At 40.5% G+C, this 17,973-nt stretch carries 11 protein-coding genes; 7 read left to right on the plus strand and 4 right to left on the minus strand.

Translation table 11 applies throughout. The features are described 5' to 3' along the window. Window positions 1-95 precede the first annotated feature (95 nt). Both rpsI and rplM read right to left on the minus strand, forming a co-directional pair. Complete coding sequence (rpsI, locus tag O3603_RS00720; protein ID WP_009435516.1) at window positions 96-482, minus strand: 30S ribosomal protein S9; 387 nt, start codon at window positions 480-482, stop codon at window positions 96-98. A gap of 11 nt (window positions 483-493) precedes the next feature. Continuing rightward, the gene (gene rplM / locus O3603_RS00725; protein ID WP_009435477.1) at window positions 494-958 is read right to left on the minus strand and encodes a 50S ribosomal protein L13; all 465 of its coding nucleotides are present in this window, start codon (window positions 956-958) and stop codon (window positions 494-496) included. A 2,740-nt stretch (window positions 959-3,698) separates the two neighbouring features. On the opposite strand from rplM, the gene O3603_RS00730 reads away from it, so the two are divergent. From O3603_RS00730 to O3603_RS00755, 6 genes are all read left to right on the plus strand, one after another. Continuing rightward, window positions 3,699-4,790 carry a lactonase family protein gene (locus O3603_RS00730; protein WP_371519604.1) on the plus strand — a complete coding sequence of 364 codons (1,092 nt, stop codon included), beginning with the start codon at window positions 3,699-3,701 and terminating at the stop codon, window positions 4,788-4,790. 554 nt (window positions 4,791-5,344) lie between these two features. After that, window positions 5,345-5,506, plus strand: a complete 162-nt coding sequence (locus tag O3603_RS00735; RefSeq protein WP_287315251.1) for a hypothetical protein — start codon at window positions 5,345-5,347, stop codon at window positions 5,504-5,506. A gap of 67 nt (window positions 5,507-5,573) precedes the next feature. Further along, window positions 5,574-7,853, plus strand: a complete 2,280-nt coding sequence (locus tag O3603_RS00740) for a hypothetical protein (protein ID WP_371519607.1) — start codon at window positions 5,574-5,576, stop codon at window positions 7,851-7,853. Window positions 7,854-8,059: 206 nt separating this feature from the next. Then, the gene (locus O3603_RS00745; RefSeq protein ID WP_371519610.1) at window positions 8,060-9,751 is read left to right on the plus strand and encodes a DUF4980 domain-containing protein; all 1,692 of its coding nucleotides are present in this window, start codon (window positions 8,060-8,062) and stop codon (window positions 9,749-9,751) included. A gap of 84 nt (window positions 9,752-9,835) precedes the next feature. After that, window positions 9,836-10,999, plus strand: a complete 1,164-nt coding sequence (locus tag O3603_RS00750; RefSeq protein ID WP_371519612.1) for an MFS transporter — start codon at window positions 9,836-9,838, stop codon at window positions 10,997-10,999. A 12-nt stretch (window positions 11,000-11,011) separates the two neighbouring features. Beyond that, on the plus strand, window positions 11,012-11,893 hold the full coding sequence (locus tag O3603_RS00755) for a carbohydrate kinase (protein ID WP_371519615.1): 882 nt from the start codon (window positions 11,012-11,014) through the stop codon (window positions 11,891-11,893). A gap of 283 nt (window positions 11,894-12,176) precedes the next feature. Here O3603_RS00755 and O3603_RS00760 read toward each other — a convergent pair whose 3' ends face one another. Further along, window positions 12,177-13,505: an MFS transporter gene (locus O3603_RS00760; RefSeq protein WP_371519618.1), complete on the minus strand. Its 1,329-nt coding sequence runs from the start codon at window positions 13,503-13,505 to the stop codon at window positions 12,177-12,179. Window positions 13,506-13,575: 70 nt separating this feature from the next. Beyond that, window positions 13,576-14,601 carry a LacI family DNA-binding transcriptional regulator gene (locus tag O3603_RS00765; protein ID WP_009435426.1) on the minus strand — a complete coding sequence of 342 codons (1,026 nt, stop codon included), beginning with the start codon at window positions 14,599-14,601 and terminating at the stop codon, window positions 13,576-13,578. Window positions 14,602-14,883: 282 nt separating this feature from the next. Between O3603_RS00765 and O3603_RS00770 the strand changes: the two genes are divergently transcribed. Then, a complete protein-coding gene (locus O3603_RS00770; RefSeq protein ID WP_371519622.1) occupies window positions 14,884-17,952 on the plus strand; it encodes a SusC/RagA family TonB-linked outer membrane protein in 3,069 nt (1,022 codons plus the stop codon). Window positions 17,953-17,973 lie beyond the last annotated feature (21 nt).

The raw sequence follows: 17,973 nt of genomic DNA on the forward strand, positions 1-17,973 counted from the left end.
CTCTTTTTCTTTGATCTTCGACCTTTTATGTCTTTAATACGAACATACTAAATGTACATATAAATTCTCAAGACTATAAAGACCAAAGAAAAATATTAACGCTTACTGAACTGGAAGTGAGCACGAGCCTTTGGCTGACCTGGCTTCTTACGCTCAACTGAGCGACTATCACGAGTCAAGAAACCTTGAGCTTTCAATGCCTTCTTATCTTCTGCGTTAACCTTTACCAATGCACGCGCAATAGCAAGACGCAATGCCTGGCTCTGACCTGTAAAGCCACCACCATCGAGGTTAGCCTTAATGTCATACTGACCCTCTACACCGAGCAACTGCAGTGGTTGTTTAACCACGTATTGCAGGATAGCTGATGGGAAGAATTCAGTTAAATCTTTCTTGTTAATTGTGATCTTACCGGTGCCCTCTGAGAGGTAAACACGAGCGACTGCGCTCTTACGGCGACCAATTGCATTAATTACTTCCATCTTTCTCCTTATTATTTATACTGGTTAATATCAATTGCCTTTGGCTTCTGTGCCTCGAGACCGTTGAGCTCTGTACCGTCGATAACATAAAGGTTATCCAGCAAATGACGACCTAGAGGACCCTTTGGTAACATACCCTTTACGGCGTGACGAATCATCTTATCAATACCATTCTTGCGAGCACGAAGCTGTGCAGGAGTATTGAAACGCTGACCACCTGGGTAACCAGTATAACGTGTGTAAACCTTATCAGTCTCCTTCTTACCAGAGAATACAACCTTAGCCGCATTGATAATGATTACATTGTCACCACAATCTACGTGTGGAGTGAAAGTTGGCTTGTACTTTCCGCGAAGTAACTTAGCTACTTTAGAGCAAAGGCGACCTACAATCTGATCGCTCGCGTCAATAACGACCCACTCTTTCTTAGCTGTTTCCTTATTAACGGAAATAGTCTTGTAACTTAAAGTGTCCATTTTAAAAAATTAATAATTTTACTACTAAAAAACGTTTTCTATTTCACGAACATGCTTTGCCTAACCATGTCGCCCGGCCAAAGACAACACTATTAACATGATTCGTATGGGGCTCTAAGAGTACCCCTATAATAATCGGACTGCAAAGGTAATTGTTTTCTACCTTATATATATACTTTTCCTATAATCATTCTATGTTATTTACGATTATTTAACCAATCATCCTCTTCTTGTCCTCCCCAATCATAAGAAATCGTGCTTTTTTTATCATCATAATAATAAAAATACTCTTGTTATAATGCTTTCTCATCTTCAAAAATGTTTATTTTAAGCCCACTAAAATTATTATAATGAAAACAGGGGCAAAGTGAGGCTTTTAGTGCAATAAGGATAAGTTTTTTAGTGCAAGGAATGGTTTTAGCACAAAAAAGAACTGGTTTGAGTGCTAAATAATATAAGGTTTTGAGAGGGAGGGTTATAGTTTTGGAATCGAATATATTTGTTTTTCAAAGGAAGGGAATCTGAGTTCTCTATTAAGAGGATATTGCAAAATTGCATAAAAAGAGGGGCATGTTTTGTTATTGCTTTTATAATGTGAATGTTTTGGCAAGTCTTTTACACAGTTTTGCACTCTAACAGAAGGGGTTTATGTGAGGTTATAAAGCCCTCGTCAGGGGTAATTTCCCCCTCTCTCCGAGGCTATAATCTTCAAAAAAGCCCGATTTCATCGAGATGGGGAGGCTTTCCCCGTTACATTGTTACACGTTACACGTTACATTTTTGTTGGTCTGCGCATATAGGGTGTTGAAAAGAAACAAATAAATAAATAAAAGTAATAAATAATAATATACTAATAATTATTATAATATATAATATATAAAATATATTATATATTATAATAAACTTTCTCTCCCCCTGCCCCCTGCATATTACCATCATCAAAAATGTAACGTGTAACGCGTAACGGTGTAACAAAATGGAAGTGAAAGGAAGCCTGTGGATTCTTTGTACCTTTAGGTACTCCGTGTAATCTCCTGGCAATAAACGTCTGTGCACTCTGTGTTTAAAATTTCTGCACCGAAATATTGGTACTCATTTTTGACACGGAATGCACGGATGGCACAAAAGCCGAAGGCACACAGAGTTCCTTGCGGAACATGGGAATCCACGGAAGCTGACGCCCGTGTGGGGGCTCCCCCCCTTCTCTGAGGGCTTGGGGAGGCTTTTCTGTGGATTCTTTGTACCTTTAGGTACTCTGTGTAATCTCCTGGCAATAAACGTCTGTGCACTCTGTGTTTAAGATTTCTACACCGAAGTACTGGAACTCATTTTGACACAGAATACACGGATGGCACAAAAGCCGAAGGCACACAGAGCTCCTTGCGGAACATGGGAATCCACAGAAGCTGACGCCCGTGTGGGGGCTCCCCCCTCTCTGAGGGCTTGGGAGGCTTTTTCTGTGGATTCTTTGTACCTTTAGGTACTCTGTGTAATCTCCTGGCAATAAACGTCTGTGCACTCTGTGTTTAAGATTTCTACACCGAAGTGCAGGAACTTATTTTTGATACAGAATACACGGATGGCACAAAAGCCGAAGGCACACAGAGCTCCTTGCGGAACATGGGAATACACGGAAGCTGACGCCCATGTGGGGAGGCTCCCCTCCTTTCGGAGGGGTCGGGGGAGGCTTTTTCATGTTACACGTTACGCGTTACACGTTACATTTTATACCTCACACGTTAATAAGGGGATAAAATTTGTAGAATTTAAGGGCAAAAAAGGCATAATAAGACAAATAGTAGCAAAATGTAGATTTTTAAAGTAAATAAATTATAAATTAAAATATAAATAAAATTATTATTATATATAATATATATATTATATATAATAATAAACTTTCTCTCCCCCTGCCCCCTGCATATTACCATCAGTAAAAATGTAACGTGTAACGCGTAACGGTGTAACAAGTCAAGCCTTCCCAAGCCAAAAGGGAAGCCTCCCCAAGCCCTCCGAAAGGAGGGGATGTCCTATTTGCTGAAGATTTGTAATAATATCTTTTGTTTCCTCCTCTGAGCGAATTGAACTCCCCTCCTTTCGGAGGGGTTGGGGGAGGCTTCTTTCCACTCGTTAATGCGAAAACGGTGTTTGTGTATTATGTTGATTATTAGTTAGTTATCAGTGTTTATGTCATTTTGTTGAGCACTAACACCTCCTTGTTACCCTCATTTTCTTGCTTCCTTCTTCGATTCTTCGTATCTTTGCATTGATGATTAAAAACCATTGATCAGTAAACTTGTTAAACGAAAAATCCAGCGTTATGATTACTAAGATAATCCAAAAAATAAAATTCCAAAATCAATATAATGATTCCCTCGAGTTAGCGAATTTGCTAGTCGACGAATTGTTCGTAAAGGTGCTCTGTGCTTTCTCTTGCCTCTTGCGATACTCCGTGTATGAAGGCGAACGTTTTAACGCTGGATTAAAGAAATCTGCATTGAAGTGCTGGAATCCGTTTAGACGGAAGGTGCTGAACGAACAGAGTTGTCCCGAACCATCTAAACCCTTTTTAATAAAGTTCCATTCATTTTTTTTAAAATCTGCACCATGAAGTCAAAAAAGTAAAAAAGCCGAATCTTTCTAGAACTTTTCCTTACTTTTGCAAGCGTTTGGAGATCCTTGTATGGCATTGCTAGATAGCGTTCTCTGAATAACAAAACAAACACCTATAAACATTTATTCAATGAAAACAAAAGCTATTTTATTGGGACTTACATTGGCTCTTATTCCTGGTCTGAATAGAGCTGAAAACGGCATTAAGATGGTTGTTGGTACTTATACTGACGCAGGAAGTAAGGGGTTATATTCCTTCTCTTTTGATGATTCTAATGGCTCTGCAAAGGAACTCAGCTCGTTAAAAGTCGATAACCCTTCTTATTTCACCTTTAGCAAGAATGGGCGTTTTATTTATGCTGTAAGCGAGAAAAACAATGCCACAGCAGCACTTAATGCCATCAGCTTTGACCCTGTGAAAGGCGACTTAGGATTGATGAACTCTCAACTGACGCATGGCGCAGACCCCTGTTATGTTGATATGGACGGAAAGATTGCGCTCACGGCTAATTATTCGAGTGGTACGATTTCTGTATTTCCTATCTTAAAGAACGGCACGTTGGATAAGTCGCTTCTTATGGTAAGTAGTAAAAAAGGCGGACCTAATAAGACACGTCAGAATACGCCTCATGCCCATTGTGCTATCTTTGCCCCTGATGGTTATATTCTTTCAACAGACTTTAGTGGGGATCGGATTCTTAGCTTCTATTATGATAAGGATAAGAAAAAACTTGAAGATCACGGCATAGCCGCCCATCTGAAAGCAGGTTCTGGTCCTCGTCATATCACCTTCTCTCCCAATGGTAAATATGCTTATCTTATGAGCGAATTGTCAGGGAAAGTGACGGTGTTCACTTACGAAGAAGGAAAGTTGAAGGAAATCCAAACGCTAGTGGCTGATGATGCACGTGCGCAAGGAGGTGCAGATATTCATGTCAGCCCTGATGGTAAATTTGTTTATGCTAGTACACGTCTAAAAGGTGATGGAATCACGATTTTCCGTGTGAATGGCAATGGAACGCTAACGCGGGTAGGCAAACAATCAACAGGCAAACATCCTCGTAATTTTGCTATCACGCCCAATGGTAAATTCCTCCTTGTGGCTTGTCGTGATGCTAATAAGATTCAAGTTTTTTCACGAGACAAGGAAACGGGTATGCTCAAGAATACGAACCAGGATATCCATCTGAGTCATCCTGTTTGTGTAAGATTCTATAATTAAAATTTTACTAACATTTCCCTGAGCTCGGGGAGGAAGTGTTAGTTCTTATATTCAAGGTAGAGGCAAGGCGAACTCGTCTGTCCCTACCTTCTTTCTTTTTATTGTCCTTATCTTCTTTCTTGTTATTGTCAATACTCCCTTTCTTTTTATTGTCAATACTTCATACAATTACTTCTCTTTCCTCTCAACCTTTAATATAAATCTTAAACGCTCAAAGCCCCACAAATTTCAGCAATATAACCTTGTTTCAAAGTATAGACAAATATTTACATTTTAAGTCTTATTCACTTATAACGAATCAAGAGGAATGATATTCATTATAGTTAAAATATTAAAATTGTTCTCGTTAACACATTGTTATTGTGCGATTTATAGTTAACTTTGCATCCGTTTTGGAAGGCTATTTTTTAAGAGTGTAAAGCCACTATTGTTTTGTTCACGACAATTAACTTCGATAATTTTAGATTGTATAACAAATTATAAACCATAATTTTGGAGTTCAACGCCCTCAGTAATATTAAGGTGAGGAAACTCCGTTTAGTGATTATTTTGATATGAAGAAGAAAGATTATGTAAAGCCTAACGCACAGGTGTTAAGCCTTTACTCTGACGAGTTTATGGAGGGTGGATTCCATGCACAAAGTGGTATAAGTGGTACTATTGAGTCAGGTGAAGATGCAGGTGACCCAGAAGAGTCTAACCCAACAGCTTTCTAAAATTAAAAAGACGATTAACGTAATGGGATCAAAGAAATCCCAAGACATAATTAAGTTTAAAAGACAGATGAAGAAATTACTTTATTCGTGCATCGCTTTCTGTACATTGATATTTGCGAGTTGTGCAGACAAGGATGTATCAGAGACAAATGCGACTAATAATGATGGACCTGGTGTAAAGGTTTCTATGGCGATGGAAGGTGAAATGCAGAGTGATGCAGTAGTACACCCCACTAGTCGTGCTATTGGCTATGAAGTAAAGGACGATAATGGTTTCCCAACTGCTAAAGGTCTTTACAATGGTGTTGGAGCAAGTGCGCACGAGCTTGCCACAGGCACGAAGGTTCCTGTTATACTTATATTCAAAAGTGACAACGCAAGCCAGCCTGTAACAAAGGTGAAGACAATGTGGACTTACACACAGGGTGGTAAGTTGACATTGAAATCAAGCGAGACTTTCGAGATGAAAAGTGGTACTGACCTTAGCCAAGGCACATGGTATGTATGTGGTATCTTAGGTGGAGAGTTGGACAACACAAATAGTAATGTTAAGTTCGATGGCTTCGTTGGAGATTATACACCTACAACAAGTGGAAGCAAGACAACCTTTGGCGCAGAAATCCCTTACATCTTCGGTTGGCGTAAGTTGGAAACTAACCAAGCAAAGAAAACAATTAAGGCAAATGTTCCTGTTCGTTTTAAGCAATTTGGTTCTATCGTACGCTTGAAGGTGACTAACAATACTGGTTTCGGCTTTAAGTATGATGGTGTTCGTATCATCACAAGTAACATTCTCGTTGGTCAGTTCGACCTAAGCGCATTTGATAATGTAGCAACTTCAGACCTTGCAGATACACAAGATGGCGTCCTCAATGATGCGACATCAAATGATTATAAAAAAGTCTTCAAGGCATTTAATTTCACTCAGCGTGCTATTACTGATGCTAAGATAATAAGCTTGACTTCAACAAATAAGTTCAGCATACACAATGACCTTAGCTATTACGATTATAAGTTTAATGACTTCGTATCGCTTGCAAATGGTGATTCTGACAAAGGTTATGTATATGTTTGGATGGCTCCTAAACAACAGACTGTGAAGATATATAATAAGCAAGAGGGAGTTGGTAGTCCTGTTGAGACAAAACAAATCTCTAAGACACAGTTCATGTTGATGGCAATACCAACAGAGACAAGTGCAGGAAACAAGGTTGTACCAACATCTATCAATATGATACCTGCTTATGGTACACGTGCTGACTATGTGTCTGGTAGAAACTATCCAGCTAAGGGTAGTGTTGTTTATAACTTCCCTCCATTGAGCTATATTGCTAAACACGATAACTTCGGTACTGATGCTGAATTGTCGGTTGATAACGATTATAATGTGGCTAATACAAAACGCTATACTTACCAAGAATACGTTGTAAACACAGAGAAGATAAGTGATAAACTGGCTTCTATACCATCTGGATATATGTTTGCAGGTAATGAATACTGGCGTAGTATCATTGCACAATACTATGGTTTTGCAGGCTTCCGTAATGCTGGTACAAGCTATAAGTATTCTGTCGGCATTGTTTCTCCTGCCAAATTACCAGGTTGGAGTACCACTAAACTCGTATTCCAATCCTATTCTAAGGGTGTGAAAGATAGTAACGGCAAACTTATTGCCTATATGATTGGTATGTCGAAAAAACCTGATTACATTAGCAATAGCGGAGAAGGACAGCTTTATATGGGGCATGTAACAACTCCTACAACGCAAGTTAGCGCAGGACTTGACGGCAATCCAACATGGATAGACAATAATAACTATCGCTATACCATACGTTATGAAGATGTGAATGGGTCAGCTGTACTCACTCAACGTTACCTTGGTCCACGCTTTGTACTTGATATGGATGATATCGATACGGAAGATTTCTGGGCTGACCCAAGTAATGGCACCACCTATCCAACCGATACTAAGCGTATATTTCCATACGCAGGAGTGAACAGTGCTGCAGAAGCTAATGGTCAAACAATATGGTTCTATGATACGAATACGGTCGGAAAGATGACACAGTATTGGACACCTGACAATACAACAACCAATGGAATATATACTCCTAAGGGTTCTAATAGTAAGGGAGCAATGCTTGGATTGGGTGGCGTTCTACCTAAGCAGTCTGTTACTTTCGTTGGATCTAATGGTGGAGATAAAACTGGTGGCTTCTTCCAGCACTATCTCTACGTGAATGTTCCAACAAATGGAGATCGTGATAATGCTGATTCAAGATACAAGAAAAACTTCATTATGAGTGCTCCTGTACGCTTGTGGAAGACAACTCCATACGCTGACTAATACAGAAAAATCATATGATAAAGGTATCGGCAATGTCCTTCAAAGGATGTTGTCGATATTTTTTTGTGTGTAAGACTATTTGTTTGAAGGACTGGTTTCTATGAATGATAAATAAAATAATGGAAAGGAGGAACATTCCTTTTTATTTATCGATAAAATTCCTATCTTTGTCCATTAGAAGTCAAAATAACTATACATAACCTGCAATGAATAGAAAGTTAATGACATTGGCTATATGCCTTTTTACAAGTACTACGCTTATGCATGCACAATCATTTTTAAGTCAGAACCATGCCATTAAGCGTGTTATTACATCGGATAAGTACATTCTTCTACCAGTGGAAGAGGATGAGAATAATGCGCATATTCGTGTTATCAAGGATAACCAAGTTGTGAAAGAGTTTAATTGTAAGCTCGCCATCAATAAAACTGATTATAGTGTTCCACTCGATATCAGTGAGTATGGTGGTGATGTTTTGCTCGATATCCAATTCACGGGAGATAAACGTAGTATTGGACTAATAAAGGACTTTGCTTGTTGGAAGGATATAAAATTGTCGAACGTATTCGACACTAAGAATCGTGAGAAGTTCCGTCCTATCTATCATCACACTCCAGCTTATGGATGGATGAACGACCCTAATGGTATGTTTTATAAGGATGGTGTATGGCATCTGTACTATCAATACAATCCATATGGTTCTCAGTGGGAGAATATGACATGGGCACATAGCACGTCTACTGACCTCATGCACTGGGAAAATCAAGGTGAAGTTATACAACCTGATGCGCTCGGAACTATCTTTAGTGGTAATAGTGTTGTTGACAAGGAGAATACGGCTGGTTTTGGTAAAGATGTTGTGATAGCCTTTTATACATCTGCTGGTATAGCACAAACACAAAGTATTGCGTATAGTACAGACAATGGAATGAGCTTTAAGAAGTATGCTAACAACCCAATAATCACCAGTGATGTGCCTGACTTTCGCGATCCTAAGGTCTTTTGGAATGATGATTTAAACCAATGGAATCTTATTCTTGCATCTGGACAACAAATGAATATCTATAGTTCTAAGAACTTGAAGGACTGGAAGTATGAGAGTTGTTTTGGTGAGGGATATGGTAATCATGGTGGTGTCTGGGAGTGTCCTGACCTATTGAAGATAGGTGATAAATGGGTTCTTATTTGTAATATCAATCCAGGAGGACCCTTTGGAGGAAGTGCGACACAATACTTTGTGGGTACATTCGATGGTCATAAGTTCACTTGTGAATCAAAGCCAGAGGTGACAAAGTGGATGGATTATGGTAAAGATCATTATGCCACTGTATCGTTTAGTAATGCTCCTAATGGTCGAATTGTCGTTCTTCCATGGATGAGTAATTGGCAATATGCTAATCAAGTGCCCACTCAACAGTTTCGTTCAGCCAATGGCTTGCCTCGAGATGTGAGCCTTTATAATTATAATGGTGAAGAGTATGTTAGTGTTAAACCCTCTCCAGAGGTCTTAAATGCCTTCGAACAGAAAGCTTCTGGACGTTTCCAAATGGCATCTTATCTTGAAGTAACCAATATCAAGAGCAATGCTTCTATTGTATTGAGCAATGATAAAGACGAATATGTGACAATGGTTTATGATGGAAAGAATGGTACATTTAGTATGGATCGCACACAGAGTGGACTTACAGAGTTTCATAATGACTTCAAATCAAAGACCATTGCGCCCACCAATGGAACTATCAAAGGTATGCAGATATTTGTTGATCGTTGTAGTATTGAAGCCTTTGATATAGACGGGAAGGTCGCAATGAGTAATCTTGTATTCCCTTCTAAGCCTTATGATAAGATTGTGGCTAAGGGATGTAAGGTGAAGATTCATGCATTAAAGGATGAATAGTTCAATCTTTTTCCACCATAAAAAAGTAACTTTGCAAGTATTATCTAGAATAATTCAACTACACAAACTAAAAATTTAAATATTATGTCGAAAACCAATAAAATGGCTATGCTTCCAGTCATGCTATGCTTCTTTGCGATGGGCTTTGTGGACTTGGTTGGTATTGCCTCTAACTATGTAAAGGACGATTTACACCTAACTGATTCCACGGCTAACGTCTTTCCATCTTTAGTCTTCTTCTGGTTCCTCATCTTCTCAGTGCCAACTGGTATGTTGATGAACAAGATTGGGCGTAAAAAGACGGTTTTACTCAGTCTCATCATCACCTTGTTTTCATTGTTACTCCCTGTCTTTGGTGAGTCATACGGGCTTATGCTCGTATCGTTCTCACTCCTAGGTATTGGCAATGCACTGATGCAAACCTCGTTGAATCCGCTTGTTTCTACCATTATGAAGGGTGGAAATCTAGCTTCAACACTCACCTTTGGACAGTTCGTTAAGGCTATCGCCTCTTTCATGGCGCCCTATTTTGCCATGTGGGGAGCGCAGGCAAGCATCCCTGCCTTTGGACTCGGATGGCGTGTTCTATTCCCTATTTATCTTGTAATAGGTATCCTTGCCACCCTTTTACTCTTCTCAACTCCTATAGAAGAAGAGCCTATTGAAGGTAAAGCAAGTTCTTTCATACAATGTTTAAGCCTATTGGGTAAACCAATCGTATTGCTTAGCTTCCTTGGAATCATGTGCCATGTAGGAATCGATGTAGGTACTAATACCACTGCACCAAAGATTCTTATGGAGAGATTCAACATGTCTTTGAATGATGCGGCATTTGCGACATCACTCTACTTCATCTTCCGTACGCTTGGATGTCTTACTGGTTCATTCTTCTTGAGAGTAATGAATAATAAGGTGTTCTTCACTATTTCGGTATTGATGATGGCTCTTGCTATGGTCTGGCTAGGCGTTGGAACACGGGATACAGCGGTATATTTTGCCATCGCACTAGTAGGTTATGGTAATAGCAATATATTCTCGATGATATTCGCAAGAGCCCTTCAGAGCGTTCCAGATAAGCAAAATGAAGTAAGTGGACTGATGATAATGGGACTCTTTGGAGGTACCATCTTCCCACTCTTCATGGGCTTTGCTAGCGATGCTATGAACCAACAGCTCGGTGCTGTACTTGTAATGGTTGTAGGCGTGCTTTACCTCTTCTGCTATATTCCAAAGATGAATAACAAATAAAGAAAAGCGTATATGAAACAAGTAATTGTCGGCCTCGGAGAGGCACTATGGGATTGTCTCCCTGAAGGAAAGAAGCTTGGTGGTGCACCTGCAAACTTTGCTTATCATACAGGACAGTTCGGTCATGATTCCTTAGCGATAAGTGCTGTAGGCAATGATGCCTTAGGTAAGGAAACTATCGATGCCTTCAAACAAAAGGGCGTACACTATATTATGCCTGAAGTAGACTATCAGACAGGTACCGTCCAAGTTGAGCTTGATAGCGAGGGAGTACCAACTTATGATATCAAAGAAGGTGTGGCATGGGACAATATCCCCTTTACTCCAGAGATAGAGGAGGTCGCAAAGTATTGTCGTGCTGTATGTTTTGGTTCATTGGCACAGCGTAGTAGTGTCAGTCGACAGACTATCCAGAAGTTCTTAGAGACGACTCCTAAGGATTGTCTAAAGATCTTTGATATCAATCTTCGCCAAAACTTCTATACGAAGGAGATTATCACTAACTCGCTCCACCATGCTAATATTCTCAAAATTAACGATGAGGAGCTTATCACCATTGGTCGTCTTTTTGGCTATCCAGGTCTTGATATAGAGAATAAATGCTGGCTTTTATTGGGCAAGTATAACCTTGATATGCTCGTACTGACTTGTGGTGTGAATGGATCTTACGTCTTTGCACCTAATATCCAATCGTTTCAAGAGACGCCAAAGGTTGATGTCGCTGATACTGTTGGTGCTGGCGATTCTTTCACAGCAAGCTTTACTTCAGCTATTCTCGCTGGTATGTGCATCCCAGAAGCACATAAGTTAGCGGTTGAAGTAAGTGCGTATGTATGCACGCAAGATGGTGCAATGCCAAAGATTCCACAGACAATGTTGGATAGAATTAAGTAATAGTATCATCCTTTCAAGAGCCTTACAATCCTTGATGTAATATCCAATAATAGAGGAAACACAAATAGGCGTAGGCACAAGAAAGAGATTTTTACATTATAAGAGGGCGTTCCCTTGTATCAAGAAGAGCCTTTCCTTGCATTGAGGAAAGGCTCTTCTTAATTCAAGGAAAGGCTTTCTTAGTTTCTTCGCTATAGTTATTACAAAGTAAAAAGGCATATCGGAACGCTTTCCGATACACCTTTTCGATTTAGAGAGAGTTATAAAAAAGTAATGTATTTATCTATTCACTTGCTTTATGCTCCTTGATGACTCCCACCGAGATAGCGCCTAATACTAAGGCTACTCCAGCGACAATCATCATGTGACTCTGCTCAGAGCCGACCAACTGAAGTAGTAAACCACCAATAGCAGCTGCAATGATTTGTGGAATACAAATCGTTCCGTTGAAGAGACCTAAGTATGCTCCCATGTGCCCATAACCCTCCAATGCATTGGTGACAAAGGTGAAAGGCATAGCAAGCATTGCTGCCCATGCACATCCAATGAGGATGAATGGAATAAACATAACGTATTGGTTGTGTATATAAGCTGCCATGACGAACCCGATACCACCGAGAATGAGCGATAGTGCATAGGCTAACTTGCGATTCTTGAATTGTGGGAGTACAGTTGCCCAAACGACTGATCCAATGGCTTGTATTGCGAAGAGGATACCTACCCAGTTACCAGCTTCTTGATAACCTGCCGTTGTTGTGGCATCATGTGCAAGCATATCAACGTTCCAACAATTTGCTGCGACTGTGCCATTCGTGTATGTCCACATATACATAAAGGCGAACCAACAGAAGAATTGAACCACTCCTACTTTCCAGAAAGTGGCTGGTGCATTCTTTAATAAGGTCATCCAACCCGTCTTCTGTTCGTTTTCTGGTGTCTTCAAACTATGATATTCGGCATATACCTTTGGTGGCATCTCTTTGACCTTAGCTGTAGTATAGATGACGCAAAGGATGAGTATGCCTGCGCCAATATAGAAAGAATAAACAACGGAGTCGGGGATTACACCTAAAGGAGCTTGGTTTGAAATGCCAAGGAAGGTGAATAAGAAGGGGAAGATATAACCAGCTATGGAGCCAGCGTTGCATAGGAACGATTGAATAGAGTAGGCGAGTGTCTTTTGCTTCTCGTTAACCATGTCTCCAACAAGCATCTTGAAAGGTTGCATTGCCATGTTGATACTGGTGTCAAGGAACATCAATGAAAGCAAACCAAAGACCATTGCTGTGGATACTGCCATACCTAATGACCCAGCATTAGGCAATAGACACATGACTAATACAGCAACAGCTGCACCTATAAATAGGTAAGGTATGCGTCGACCGAAGCGTGTCCATGTTTTGTCGGATAAGGTTCCTACGATGGGTTGGACGATGATTCCCATTAGAGGAGGGAGTATCCAAAAGTAGCTGAGCTTATGTGGATCAGCTCCAAGTGTCGCAAAGATACGAGAGATGTTAGCACTCTGAAGGGCGTAGGCAATCTGTACTCCAAAGAAACCGAAGCTCAGATTCCATAGCTGCCAGAAACTTAAATTAGGTTTTTGTTTCATTACTTATATTCTTTATAGGGCCTCTTTAAGAACTCCAAAGGAGTATCTTGTGAGGGCAGACTTTGTTTTCTTATCTAGTTGTACCTCTTATTATCAACCTTGTACGTATTATTCTCTTTTCGATGCGAGTCTTGGGTATCACTCCTTCCACCTGGTCTATGAGAATATTAGCGGCCTCTTCGCCTACACGCATACCACGTTGTTCCACTGTTGTTAACATCGGATCGCAGGCAATGGCACGCTCTCCATTTGTGAAACCACAGATAGATATATCTTCTGGTACACGATAACCCATACGCTTACAAGAGTAGAGTATGCCTATTGCAGTATCATCATTGACAGCGAAGAAAGCATCAGGGGGATTGGACAAAGACATTACATCAGGGGTTATAGACTCAGCATCTGCACGATTGTCACAGGTTCTTATCAGCTGTTCATCGGGTTTTAATCCATGCTTCAAGAGCGCATCTTTATAACCATTATATCGGTTTTTACCAATCTCCATGGTTAATGACGTACCATAATAAGCGATGTTTTTACAACCTGTATCTATAAGGTGTGATACAGCTGCATATGCCCCCATATAATCATCAACGACAACTCTACTGGCATTGACTCCTGTGCTGATACGATCGAAGAAGACAAGAGGTAGCCCTTGATGGATGAGCTTTTGGAAGTGATCATACTTCGTTGTATTCTTCGCCTGAGACACGATAATGCCGCAAACCTTGTTCTCGTGGAAGGCTTTACATATCCTTACCTCGTTCTCATACTTCTCTTTACTTTGAGCAACCATCAGTTGATAGCCTCTAGCAGATGCCTCCTCCTCTATACCAGAGAGGATGGATGAGAAATAGAAATGCGACAATTGAGGGATAATCACGCCTATTATCTTTAATGGTTGAACCTTGCTTTTACGCAAACTCTCAGCTATGATATTGGGAAAGAAGTTGTGTTCGCGCGCATAACTCTTAATCTCTTCACGCTTCTCAGCCGATATTCTTGGGCTATCTTTTAGTGCGCGAGAGACAGTAGCAACCGATACTCCTAAGTCTCGGGCTATATCTTTCATTGTTATGCTGGGCTGATTGTTCATCCGAATTAATAGGTGTCCTTTATCTTTATATATTTACTTCTGTAGCGCAAATATACACATTTTTCACAAATCATTTGACTTATGTCAATTTATTTATAGCCTTTTTATATGTGCAAACGTTTGCACAGTCTAAATAACATATTTAATACCCAAAAAGTGTGAAAGTAATCTTTCTCATTTAACTTTGCACTTACTAACCTCTCAAAATCGGCTATTAACCGACCTTGATGATGCTGAACATATATACTTTAATCAATTTATAACACTTTAATTAACAAAAAGATGAAGCAGGTAAAATGCAAGTTTCCTGTTAAGGTGATGGGGCTCTTCGCTGGTCTCTGCCTTTCAGTCAGTGCTTTTGCACAATCTACTACTGTCACAGGACAGGTGAAAGATGCTTCAGGTGAGCCTGTTATTGGTGCCTCGGTTCTAATTAATGGAACTTCAAATGGTACTGTAACGGATCTTGATGGTAACTTCTCTGTCAATGTACAACCTGGTGCTACACTTACAATCTCTTACATTGGTTATCAGAAACAGCAGGTTTCTGCATCCAATGGTATGGTCATTACGTTGAAGGATGACCAAGCTCAACAGATGAATGAAGTTGTTGTTATTGGATACGGAGCCGTTAAGAAGAGCGATTTAACAGGTTCTGTAACAGCTCTGAAGCCTGATGGGAAGAATAAAGGACTTGTTGTTAATGCACAGGATATGCTCTCTGGTAAAGTTGCTGGTGTGAGCGTAACGAATGATGGAGGTACTCCAGGTGCTGGATCAACTATCCGTATTCGTGGAGGTTCGTCTTTGAACGCATCTAACAATCCATTGATTGTTATCGATGGTGTGGCTATGGACCAAACTGGTGTTAAAGGTGTCACCAACCCATTGTCGCTTGTTAATCCGCAAGATATTGAGTCTTTTAACGTCTTGAAGGACGCTTCTGCGACAGCAATCTATGGATCTCGTGGCTCAAATGGTGTTATCATCATTACAACAAAGAAGGGGCGTCGTGGAACACAGATATCTTATAATGGAAGCTTTACTGTTAGTACGAAATCAAAGAATCTAGACGTTTTGTCGGCTGATGAATATCGTAAACTTATAACAGAGAAGTTCGGTACGGCATTGTACACACTGGACTCTAATGGTAACCAAGTTCCTACAGCTTATGCTCGTTTGGGTAAGGCAAATACTAACTGGCAAGACGAGATCTTCCGCACAGCATTTAGTCATGATCATAACGTTGCTGTATCGGGTCAAGCAGCAAACTGGCTTCCTTATCGTGTAAGTGCAGGCTATACTAATCAGCAGGGTATCATTAAGACTTCTAATTTCGAGCGTTTTACTGGTGCTTTGACATTGAGTCCTTCTCTCTTGAATGACCATTTGAAGTTGACGTTGAATGCAAAGGGTATGTGGACAAAGAACCGCTATGCCGATGGTGAAGCGATAAAGGCTGCACGCCAGTTCGACCCAACTCAGCCTGTTCGTGCAAATGGATTTGATAATTTCGGAGGTTATTATCAGTGGTTGGATGATGGTACTGCGCTCAATGACCCTACTTGGCCACAGACTTACTTCTCATTGGCTACTAAGAATCCAGTGTCTATCCTCAATTTAAGGAACGAACGCGCCATTAGTCGCGACTTCTTAGGTAGTGCTGATGTTGATTATAAGGTACATGGTTTCGAAGACCTCCGTTTACACGTTACTGCTGGTATTGATATTGCCAAAGGACGTCAGACAAAAGATATTGATCCTGCTTCTCCACAGGCTATTTACTATGGTTCACATGGTTGGGAATCACAGTTGAAGCGCAATATGCAGCTTTCTGCTTACGCTCAATACTACCATGACTTCAACGACAAGGCTAAGAATCACTTTGATATCATGGCTGGTTATGAGTGGGCACACTTCTGGCATAATACGCACAACTCGTATTGGAGTTTCTTCCCAAAGACCAATAACGATGCAACACTTGCCGGTAAAGAGCGCAATCGTACGAAGTATGACTATGCGACAGAGAATTACCTCGTATCTTTCTTCGGTCGTGCTAACTGGTCATTGATGGATGGTCGCTATATGGTAACTGCTACTGTTCGTGATGATGGATCATCTCGTTTCAGAGATCACTGGGCTGTATTCCCTTCATTCGCATTCGCTTGGCGTATGAATGAGGAGAATATGTTGAAGCAGATTGATTGGTTGTCTGACCTCAAGTTACGTCTTAGCTGGGGTATGACTGGTCAGCAAGAAGGTATCGGAGATTATAACTATTTCGCCGTTTATGAGATGAATACTGGTAGCGAGTCTTACTATCCAGTCTATGGTGATGGTACGTTAGCTCGACCAAAGGCATTCGATCCGAATCTGAAGTGGGAGACGACCACCTCTTATAATATAGGTTTAGATTGGGGTATCCTCAAGCAGCGTCTTAGCGGTACAGTTGATTGGTACTATCGTAAGACAAGTGACCTCCTTAACAGTGCAACTGTGTCTGCTGGATCTAACTTCCGTAATCAGGTTATGAGCAACATCGGCTCTATGTTTAACACAGGTGTTGAAGCAAGTATCCACTGGTTAGCCGTTAATACCAAGCTATTCAACTGGACAATGGATTACAACTTCACCTATAATTATAATAAGATTACTAATCTTAACGGTGGCAATGATGCGAACTACTTCGTTCCAACAGGTGGTATCTCTGCTGGTACAGGTGGTAACATTCAGGCACAGCATGTAGGTAACGCTGTCAACTCCTTCCATGTATTCCAACAGGTATATGATAAGAGTGGTAAGCCAATAGAAGGTGTGGTTGTTGACCGCAACCGTGATGGTAAGATCACAGATGCTGATAAGTACTATTATAAGGCACCTGCTGCTCCTGTAACCATGGGCTTTGCCTCTCGCTTTGAGTATCGTAATTGGGACCTCGGTTTCGCACTCCGTGCAAGTCTTGGTAACTATGTTTACAATGATGCTTTCGCAAGTGTTGCAAACATGTCAAACTCTGAATTGTTCTCAAAGGGCAAGTATCTTGTTAACCGTCCAGCGGATGTCTTGGCTGATAACTGGCTCACCACAGAGACAAAGTCTATACAGACTGACTACTGGGTACGGAATGCTTCATTCCTAAAGATGGATAATATTACCCTTGGTTACAGCTTCGCTAACCTCCTCAAGCAGGGTAAATGGAATGGAATCTCTGGCCGCGTTTATGGCACAGTGAACAATGTCTTCTGTCTTACAAAGTATAAGGGACTTGATCCAGAGGTATTCAATGGTATTGATAACAACCTCTATCCACGTCCAATATCATTCATCTTGGGTCTGAATTTGAACTTCTAATCCATTTAAAGAGTAGTTACA

The organism is Prevotella sp. 20925_1_30 (assembly GCF_041433025.1).
GTDB classification, from domain to species: Bacteria; Bacteroidota; Bacteroidia; order Bacteroidales; family Bacteroidaceae; genus Prevotella; species Prevotella vespertina.

Bases quoted from the DNA above. Each gene is read 5' to 3' on its own strand.
- rpsI (WP_009435516.1), bottom strand. From the start codon at position 482: ATGGAAGTAATTAATGCAATTGGTCGCCGTAAGAGCGCAGTCGCTCGT.
- rplM (WP_009435477.1), bottom strand. From the start codon at position 958: ATGGACACTTTAAGTTACAAGACTATTTCCGTTAATAAGGAAACAGCT.
- O3603_RS00730 (WP_371519604.1), top strand. From the start codon at position 3,699: ATGAAAACAAAAGCTATTTTATTGGGACTTACATTGGCTCTTATTCCT.
- O3603_RS00735 (WP_287315251.1), top strand. From the start codon at position 5,345: ATGAAGAAGAAAGATTATGTAAAGCCTAACGCACAGGTGTTAAGCCTT.
- O3603_RS00740 (WP_371519607.1), top strand. From the start codon at position 5,574: ATGAAGAAATTACTTTATTCGTGCATCGCTTTCTGTACATTGATATTT.
- O3603_RS00745 (WP_371519610.1), top strand. From the start codon at position 8,060: ATGAATAGAAAGTTAATGACATTGGCTATATGCCTTTTTACAAGTACT.
- O3603_RS00750 (WP_371519612.1), top strand. From the start codon at position 9,836: ATGTCGAAAACCAATAAAATGGCTATGCTTCCAGTCATGCTATGCTTC.
- O3603_RS00755 (WP_371519615.1), top strand. From the start codon at position 11,012: ATGAAACAAGTAATTGTCGGCCTCGGAGAGGCACTATGGGATTGTCTC.
- O3603_RS00760 (WP_371519618.1), bottom strand. From the start codon at position 13,505: ATGAAACAAAAACCTAATTTAAGTTTCTGGCAGCTATGGAATCTGAGC.
- O3603_RS00765 (WP_009435426.1), bottom strand. From the start codon at position 14,601: ATGAACAATCAGCCCAGCATAACAATGAAAGATATAGCCCGAGACTTA.
- O3603_RS00770 (WP_371519622.1), top strand. From the start codon at position 14,884: ATGAAGCAGGTAAAATGCAAGTTTCCTGTTAAGGTGATGGGGCTCTTC.